This window comes from Micromonospora sp. NPDC051300 (assembly GCF_044455315.1).
GTDB classification, from domain to species: Bacteria; Actinomycetota; Actinomycetes; order Mycobacteriales; family Micromonosporaceae; genus Micromonospora; species Micromonospora robiginosa.
Genome location: NZ_JBITEP010000013.1, coordinates 157,359 through 165,411, shown reverse-complemented (window position 1 = coordinate 165,411; position 8,053 = coordinate 157,359). Strand labels below are relative to the sequence as shown.

Genomic DNA, 8,053 nt, shown 5'->3' with positions numbered 1-8,053 from the left:
AGGCCGACAAATCCCGTTGAAGACCCGAAGTCAGTCAGTCGGTGGGTCAGACCTCGGCGGGAGGTGCTCACAAACATCATCTCTGTCAGTCGGTGGGAAGGAGGGGGCCCAGCGGGCCCAGGTCCAGGTTGAGGTCCTCGGGGGCCAGGCCGAAGTGTTCGCGGAGCTGGGTCATCTGCTCCTCCAGGGCCATCAGCGTGACGCCGATCCGCTCGACCTGCTCGTCGGTCAGGTCACCGAGGTCGACCCGGCGCAGCGCCTGCCGTTCCATCAGTTGGTGGAGCAGCTCGACGACGGTGAGCACCAGGCTGGCCAGTCCGCGCTCGACCGAGTCCTGGTCGACCGCGAGCCGGCGGTCCAGCGGTCGCACCCGGGGCGCCTGCCACCGCGGCTCGCCGAGCGCCGCCGCCTCGTCCCGACCCGTCACGGCATCCCCGTGACATCGGGTGGGGCGAGCGCGCCGACGGACGCCACAAGCGCGCGCAGCGAGATCCGGACCAGGTCCACGTCGGCGATGGCCAACGTGATGTCCCCGGTGATCACCACGCCGGTGGCGAGGACCCGGTAGTCGCCGGTCCTGCGGCCCGTGTCGTCGGCGTCGACGGCGTGCCCGGCCAGCGCGGCGTGCACGGCGGGCCGCCGCCACGCTCATTCGCCACGCTCCTCACGGCGACGCCGGACCACCGGGCGGCGGGGCGCCTCCGGCGCGCGGCGGGCCCGCTCCTCGCGGGGCGCCCGCTCGTCGCGCTGCGGGCGGCGGGCCCGCTCGGGCTGCCGGCGACGCGGCGGCGGCTGCTCCTCCTCCGGTTCCTCGTCGTACTCGTCGTCCTCGAAGTCGTCGCCGGAGTCGTAGTCGTCGTACTCCTGCTCCTCCTCGGTCGGCCGGCGGCGCTGCGGCGGACGGCCGCGGCCACGTTCGGCGGGCCGGCGCTCCTCCGCCGGCTCCTCGTCCTGGTCCGCCGCCCGCGATCCGCTCCCCTCCTGCTCCTCGCGGAGCGCCGTCTCGTGGTCCTTGACCACCTGGGAGTCCTCGATCTCGCCCCGCCAGCCCTCGACCGAGTCCGGGTCGAGCACGGTCTCGGTCATCACGTGCCGGACGAAGTGCTTCAACTCCAGCCGGACCCGGCGGCCCTGGGCCCGCCAGAGGTTGCCGGTGTGCTCGAAGAAGCCCTGCGGGTGGTATTCCAGGACGACCAGGATCCGGGTCAGCTCCGGGCCGACCTCGTGGAAGCTGACCGTGCCGTCGACCGAGCCCTTGTCGCCCTTGGACCGCCAGTGGATGAGCCGGTCCGGGATCTGCCGGACGATCGTCGACTCCCAGGTGCGGTGCGACCAGAGGACCTGCGCCTTCCAGGTCATCTTCTCGTCTTCGTCGTTGTCGGCCTGCTCGACCTTCTTCATGAAGCTCGGGAAGTCGCCGAAGGTGGTCCACTGGTTGTAGGCCACCCGGACCGGCACGCCGACCTCGATGGTCTCGACGATGTTGGTGACCTTGAGCTTCTTGCCGCCGCCCTTGCCACCCTTGCCGCCGCCGAACGCCGACATCAGCTTCTCCTTACCGCCGGCCAGGCCGGCATGGAACATGGCCTTCAGCGGGGAGTGGCCGTCGGCGAGCTTCTGCGCGCCGGTGGCCGCGGCGACCAGGCCGGGGCCACCGCCCTCCTTCGCGTACTCGCTGAGCCGCCCGGTGGCGCCGGTGACCCGCTCGGTCACCACCTGCACGGCGCGTTCGCCGATGGCGGTGGCGAGGTTGCGCAGCTCGCTGCCGATCTGGTCGCGGGCCCGGTCGGTGAGGCTGTTGGTGGGCATGGTCGTCACCGCCCCCGGCGTCGACGCACGGGAGCCGGCCGGCCGGCGCGGTCCTCGTCGTCGGTCTGCTCGTCGGCGTCGTCGTAGTCGGCGTCGGGCTGGTCGTCCAGCTCCTGTTCCTCGTCCGGGGCGGACCGCTGCCCGCCCTCCGATGGGGCGCCGGAGCGGCGGCGCAACGCGTCCGCGCCGTCGCGCAGCCGGCCGCTGACCGCGTCGATGCCGCTGCCGGCGGCGGCGGTCGCCGCGGCCCGGCCGGCGGTGACCAGCGGCGCGCCGAGCTTGCTCAGGTTGCCCAGTTGCGGGCTCGACCCGAGCAGGCCGGTGGCCATCTGCTTCAGGCCGCCGGGGTTCTGGCTGGCCCGTCCGGCGGCCACGGCGGCGGCCAGGGTGAGTGCGGTCCGCAGCTTGCGGCGGCGGCCGAGGACATATCCGAAACCGACCGCCAGGGCGATCCGAGCTCCGCTCTTCATCAGTTCTCCTTCGCTCCCCGGCGAACAGGACACCTCAGGTGTGAAGCAGACCCGGAAAACAACTGCCGAGGATCAGCGAAAAGGGCCTGCGAGCCGGTGTCCCGCATCAGCGGACCCGGCCGGCAGTACCCGTCAGAACAATGGCAAAACATTTCCCCCGGGCAACCAGAAAGGCGATACCACGGGGGACGAACGTCGCATCAAAGCATTAATGATCAGGGGGAACGCGAGAAAATTGCCGGACGGCAAGCAGCGACCTCAGTGGGTCGGCAGGGCCGAATCCAGACACATTCGGGCGTAGGTCTTGCCGCCCTCTTCGCGCAATTCGGCACCGCATTTCCGGAGCACCGAAATGGCGCCGGCGTTGTCCGGCGTGGTGTCCGCGACGACGGTGTGCATCCCGGCCGCCGCGGCGACGTGCAGCAGTTCCCGCAGCGCGGCGGCGCCCAGGCCCCGACCGCGCGCGGACCGGCCGAGCCACATGCCGGTCTCCACCGTCCCCGGCTCGTCCCGGCGAGCCATCCGCACCATGCCGACCACCTCGCCGCCGGAGACGATCGCGTACATCGCCGTCGCGGTCGGGCCGTCCAGGCCGCCGAAACTGGCCCGGTGGAACTCGCGGAAGGCATCCCGACGGGCCAGCGACCACCCGGTCGGCGCGTCCACCGGAGGCATCACGTCCTCCGGTTCCGCCTCCGCCGCCGCTACGGAGAGCAACGGCTCCAGGTTTCGCTCGTCCACCGGCTCCAGCCTCACCGCACCTGTCACGAGCCGGAGTCTGCCGGCCGGTGCAGCGCCCGTCCACCCCTTTGGGCACTCATTGCCGGTACGGACGAGCGGGGCGTCCGGTCGTACCCCCGGAGTGTTCCCGGCTCACGCAGCGTTGTCAGCCGACCGGTCCGTTCCCGGGGTGAGGGTGCTCACGTCGCGGGCGCGAACTCACAGAGCGCGACGGAGGCGTCGTCGGTGCGCTTGTGCCGGCGCAACCGGTCCGGGTGGGCCCGCTCGGCCGCCCGGACCCGGTCGATCAGCCCCTGCGGGCCCTCCACGCCCACCACCTCCAGCAACCCGGCCCAGTCGAAGAGGCCGAACTGCTCGACCGCGCAGGAGGCGCCGTCGCTCAGCAGCACCGCCCGGCGCAGCGCCCCCGGCCCGCGCAGCGGCACCGTCCCGGTCACCGCGTGGTACGCCGCGTCCGGGTCGCCGGCCGCCACCCAGTAGCCGTGGGTGCGGTTCATCCGGGCCCGTTGCCCGGTGACGGCGCGTCGGAACCGGGTCGCCGGGTCGACCTCGCCGTCGGGCAGCGCGGCTGCCGTCCGGCGCAGGTCGGCCACGGCGGTCTCCAACCTGTCGTCGGTGACCACCTCGATCCGGTCGCCGGTGTCGAGCACCAACGGGCTGTCGCAGAGCACCAGGTAGTCGACCCGGTCCCCGCCCTCCCGCAGCAGGCAGACCGTGGACGACGGGGTGCCGGCGTGGTCCAGGTCGCAGGCGCCGCCGTGGTCCGCGCGCACCGCCAGGATCGCCGCCGCGAGGCTGCTCACCAGCGTGGCCGCCGGGCGCGCGGCGACCGCCAGGCCGATCCGGGCGGCCAGGTGCCGCACGTACCAGGCCGGGCCGTGCACGCAACCGGTGTCGAAGCCCTCCGGCACGGTCGCGCCGTCGAGGACGCCGACGAGCGGGCCGAACCGGAACACCAGATCCTCGTTCTCCAGCCGCCCCGGCGCCGGGTCCGACGCGGTACGCACCCCCATCATCGGCCCGGCGCCGACCGGCCGGATCGTCGCGCTGCCTGTCGCGTACCGGCGGTCCGGTGCCCCCATCGATCCACTCCCTCCGTCGCCGACCGCCGCCTTACCCGGCGCGGATCCGGCCATGCCGCGCATCCGGCCAACTCGGCGTCACCACGTCGCGGCGATCGGTAACGTCGGGTTCGACCTCGTCGGATCGTCGCAGGGGGATCGCCATGTTGGAGCGGTTGCACGAGTCGGGAATCCGCGCGGAACACGCCTACCTGGCCGGATTCGTCAGCATCGGACTCTCGTTCACCAGTTGGTTTCTCTCCAAGAGCCTGGAACGCGCCGGCGTGGACCGGGCGGACCGCTGGGGCATCTTCATCGGGGAGTGGGCGCCGACCTTCTTCGCCATCGGCAACGGGCTGCGCACGTACGAGAAGTGAGGCCGGTCAACGCCGCCGGCTGCGCGCCCGCGACGACCGGAGTCGGCGCAGCCGGCCGATCAGCAGCGGCTCGGCGGCCAGCGCGGCCGGATGGTCGAGCAGACCGTTGAGCAACTGGTAGTAGCGCGTCGCGGAGAGGCCGAACGTGTCCCGGATGGCCTGCTCCTTGGCGCCGGCGTGCTTCCACCACTGCGCCTCGAAGTCCAGGATCCGCCGCTCCCGCTCGGTGAGCCCACCGGCCGGTCCGGCAGCGGGTCCGGGCTCGTCGGCATCGAGCCGAGCCTCGTCGGCAGCGGTGGCCGGCTCGGCGAGCGCCGCGGCTTCGGCCGCCGGCTCGACCGTCGACGGGGGCTCGGCCTCGACCGGAGGCGCGGACTGGACCGGAGGCGCGGACTCGACCGGCGGGGCGGGGCGGGGCGGCGGCACGGAGACGCCGGCGCTGCGGCGCGTACCCCTGGTCCGTCCCGGCTCGTCGACGGCGGCCCGGTCGGTGGCGTCGGCGGACACGGCGCTCCTCTCCGACGGCGAGTGACCGGCGCGGGAGACGCGCCGGCCGGGGGGACCCCAGCGTAACCAGGGCCGCCCCCGGCCGCACCGGACGCGTGGTCCGCGCCGCCGACGTGCGGCCGGCGGCGCGGACCGGTCAGGAGATGTCCCGCCGGCGCATCGTCCAGAACGCGGCGAGCAGGGCCGCCACCGCGCCGACGCCGAACACCACCGCCGACTGCTCCCAGGTGACCACGTACTTGGCCGGCTCGCAGGCGCCCTTGGCGAACTGGCAGGTGTCGTAGTCGAACAGCTCCGCCTGCTTCATGAACCACGACTGGGCGTACGTGGAGAGCACGTAGCGCTCGCCGAACGGCACCGACAGCACGCTCACCGCGATCCGGATGCCGATCTCGCTGACCGCGAACAACGCCACCGCCGCGCCGAGCGCCATCGCGGTGTGCCGGCCCAGCGAGGCGAGGGCGAACGCGACCGCGCCGACGACGAGGATCAGCGCCACCGCCCGCAGCCCGTCCAGCCCGATCGAGCGCCACACCCCGGCGGTCACCTTCGCGGTGGTGCCCCGGGACGTGCCGATCAGCCAGAACGCCGCCGTCCACAACGCGCCCAGCACGACGCTCAGGCCGAGCACGGTGGTCAGCAACGCGGCCAGCTTGGTGCCCAGCACCGCGAGCCGTCTCGGCCGCCAGAGCAGCAGGTTCATCATCCCGCCGGTGTTCCATTCGGCGCCCACGAAGGACGCGCCGACGATGAACGCGAAGAGCGCCACCGCGCCGGCGAACACGGCGATGAACGTGGGGAACTCGGCCCGGAAGTCGAACTGGTAGGGCAGGTTCCACTTCGGGTCGAACATCTCCGGCTGCGGTTGGTAGTCCTTGCCGCAGTTCGGGCCGTACCGTTCCTCGGTCTGCTCGCCCTTGGCCTGGGCGGCCTCGCACTCGGTCACGGTGCGCTGCCACTCCTGGACCGACCGCTTGTACTGGGCGTCGGACTCGGCCTGCGCGGCGGCCACCACCTCCGGCGAGAGCTTCTGGCTGGAGAAGCTGAACGCGGTCGCCACGGTGGCGAGCCCGACCACCAGCAGGACGAGCAGCAGCCGGGTGAGCCGGCGTTTGGTGAGCCGGCGCAGCTCGGTGACGAACAGGCTCATGCGCCCCAACCTCCTGCGGTGCCGGTCTGGTCGACCTTGGCGGACTGATCGACCTGACGGTTCTGGCCGGGGACCGGCGCGGTGGCGGTCAGTTCGAGGAACACGCTCTCCAGGTCGACCGCGACCGGGGTGAGTTCGCTGACGTAGAGGCCCTGCTCGGCGAGGAGCCGGCTGACCACGGCCGGCTTGTCGACGCCGGCCAGCATCAGGTGGTCGGGCTCGGTGGCGGCGACCCGGATCCCGGAGCGGGTCAGCGTCTCCGCCGCCAGCGGCAGGTCGGAGACCGCGTCCAGGCGGACCCGCACGCTGCTCTCGGAGTGCGTCGCGAGGACCTGCTCGACCGGCCCGAACGCGACCCGTCGGCCCAGCGAGATGATGGTGACCGAGTCGCAGATGAGCTGGATCTCGCCGAGGATGTGGCTGGAGAGCACCACGGTCATCCCGGATTCGGCCAGCTCGCGCATGAGCCGGCGCATCTCCCGGATGCCGCCCGGGTCGAGGCCGTTGGCCGGCTCGTCCAGGATCAGCAGCTTCGGGTCCTTGAGCAGCGCGGACGCGACGGCGAGCCGCTGCTTCATGCCGAGCGAGTAGGTCTTCACCCGCTCCCCGGCCCGGTCCCGCAGCCCGACCTGCTCCAGCACCTCGTCGACGCGCCGTCGGGGCAGCTCGCCGGCGCCGGCGAGCAGGCTCAGCGTGTCCCGCGCGGAGAAGTGCGGGAAGAACTGCGGACTCTCCACGATGGCGCCGACCCGGCCGGCGACCGCCGGCAGCGCCTGCGGCAGCTCCTGGCCCAGGATGGCCATCCGGCCGCCGTTGGGCCGGATCAGCCCGAGCAGCGTCCGCAGCGTGGTGGTCTTGCCGGAACCGTTGGGGCCGAGGAAGCCGTGCACCTGGCCGGCCTCGACCCGCATGTCGAAGCCGTCGAGCGCGTGGCGGACCCCGCGTTTGCGACTCCGGTACGTCTTGCGGAGACCTTCGATCTCCAGGACAGCCGACACAGCTGACCTCCCCCGATGAGTTAGGTGACAGCGACACCATACGCGGTATGCATGGGAAGGCAATACCGGGTATGCAAGGTCGGCGTGTCGAGCGGGGGCCCTTCCGTCGGTGTCAGGCGCAGACGACGTGCACGCCGGCGTCCCGGAACGCCTGCACCACCCCGGGCGCGGCCCCCGAGTCCGTCACCAGCGTCTCCACCCGGTCCACCGGGCAGATCCGGGCGAACGCGTGCCCGCCCAGCTTGGACGAGTCGGCGATCACCACGACCCGCTTGGCGCGCGCCACCATCAGGCTGTTCATGGCCGCCTCACCCTCGTGGTGCGCGGCGGCGCCGAGCTGCGGGTCTATCGCGTCCACGCCGAGCAGCGCGACGTCCAGCGTGACCTCACGCAGCAGCGCCCCGCCCAGCGGGCCGACCAGCTCGAACGACTTCGGCCGGACCACGCCGCCGGCCACCACCACCTTCATCCGCGAGCGCACCAGCAGCTCGTTGGCGATGTTCAGCGCGTTGGTGACCACGGTGAGCTGGGCGCCCTCGGCACTGGTGTTCAGGTCGGGGCGGACCGCCAGGGCCCGGGCCACCTCGGTGCTGGTGGTGCCGCCGTTCAGGCCGACCACGGTGCCCGGGGAGACGAGCGCGGCGGCGGCCGCGCCGATCCGCTGCTTCTCCGCCGAGTGCTTGGCGGTCTTGTAGCGCAGCGGCAGGTCGTAGGAGACGCCGTTGGCGACCGCGCCGCCCCGGGTTCGCGTGATCATCTGCTGCTGGCCGAGCTGGTCGAAGTCCCGCCGGATGGTGGCCTGGGAGACCTCGAGCCGCTCGGCCGCCTCCTCGACGCTGACCCGGCCGCTGTCGGTCAGCATCTCGAGCAGCGCGTTCCAACGCGCGTAGCGGTCCACCGCGGGGGCCTCCCCTGACTGTGCACGTACGGTGATTGATTG

The 8,053-nt window shown here is 72.7% G+C and carries 11 protein-coding genes; 1 reads left to right on the top strand and 10 read right to left on the bottom strand.

Going from position 1 to position 8,053, the window contains the following annotated elements; genetic code table 11:
- Positions 1 to 85 precede the first annotated feature (85 nt).
- From ACIA5A_RS17115 to ACIA5A_RS17090, 6 genes are all read right to left on the bottom strand, one after another.
- Positions 86 to 427, bottom strand: a complete 342-nt coding sequence (locus tag ACIA5A_RS17115; protein ID WP_396762639.1) for a gas vesicle protein K — start codon at positions 425 to 427, stop codon at positions 86 to 88.
- Complete coding sequence (locus tag ACIA5A_RS17110) at positions 424 to 630, bottom strand: gas vesicle protein (protein ID WP_396762637.1); 207 nt, start codon at positions 628 to 630, stop codon at positions 424 to 426. Before ACIA5A_RS17110 ends, ACIA5A_RS17115 begins: the two co-directional genes overlap by 4 nt.
- Before the next feature lie 18 nt (positions 631 to 648).
- Positions 649 to 1,809, bottom strand: a complete 1,161-nt coding sequence (locus ACIA5A_RS17105; protein ID WP_396762634.1) for an SRPBCC family protein — start codon at positions 1,807 to 1,809, stop codon at positions 649 to 651.
- Positions 1,810 to 1,814: 5 nt separating this feature from the next.
- Positions 1,815 to 2,279 (bottom strand): hypothetical protein, encoded by a 465-nt coding sequence (locus ACIA5A_RS17100; RefSeq protein WP_396762631.1) that lies wholly within the window; start codon positions 2,277 to 2,279, stop codon positions 1,815 to 1,817.
- Between the two features lie 258 nt (positions 2,280 to 2,537).
- Positions 2,538 to 3,047, bottom strand: coding sequence for a GNAT family N-acetyltransferase (locus ACIA5A_RS17095; protein ID WP_396762629.1), 510 nt, complete (start codon positions 3,045 to 3,047; stop codon positions 2,538 to 2,540).
- A 152-nt stretch (positions 3,048 to 3,199) separates the two neighbouring features.
- Positions 3,200 to 4,102, bottom strand: coding sequence for a hypothetical protein (locus tag ACIA5A_RS17090; RefSeq protein ID WP_396762626.1), 903 nt, complete (start codon positions 4,100 to 4,102; stop codon positions 3,200 to 3,202).
- Between the two features lie 143 nt (positions 4,103 to 4,245).
- Between ACIA5A_RS17090 and ACIA5A_RS17085 the strand changes: the two genes are divergently transcribed.
- Positions 4,246 to 4,458, top strand: a complete 213-nt coding sequence (locus ACIA5A_RS17085; protein ID WP_181570637.1) for a hypothetical protein — start codon at positions 4,246 to 4,248, stop codon at positions 4,456 to 4,458.
- Positions 4,459 to 4,464: 6 nt separating this feature from the next.
- On the opposite strand, the gene ACIA5A_RS17080 is transcribed toward ACIA5A_RS17085, so the two are convergent.
- The 4 genes from ACIA5A_RS17080 to ACIA5A_RS17065 form a co-directional block, all read right to left on the bottom strand.
- Positions 4,465 to 4,965, bottom strand: a complete 501-nt coding sequence (locus ACIA5A_RS17080; protein ID WP_396762622.1) for a DUF3263 domain-containing protein — start codon at positions 4,963 to 4,965, stop codon at positions 4,465 to 4,467.
- Between the two features lie 136 nt (positions 4,966 to 5,101).
- A complete protein-coding gene (locus tag ACIA5A_RS17075; RefSeq protein WP_396762619.1) occupies positions 5,102 to 6,115 on the bottom strand; it encodes an ABC transporter permease subunit in 1,014 nt (337 codons plus the stop codon).
- On the bottom strand, positions 6,112 to 7,113 hold the full coding sequence (locus ACIA5A_RS17070) for an ATP-binding cassette domain-containing protein (protein WP_396762616.1): 1,002 nt from the start codon (positions 7,111 to 7,113) through the stop codon (positions 6,112 to 6,114). Before ACIA5A_RS17070 ends, ACIA5A_RS17075 begins: the two co-directional genes overlap by 4 nt.
- A gap of 112 nt (positions 7,114 to 7,225) precedes the next feature.
- A complete protein-coding gene (locus tag ACIA5A_RS17065) occupies positions 7,226 to 8,011 on the bottom strand; it encodes a DeoR/GlpR family DNA-binding transcription regulator (protein WP_396762613.1) in 786 nt (261 codons plus the stop codon).
- Between the last annotated feature and the right edge of the window lie 42 nt (positions 8,012 to 8,053).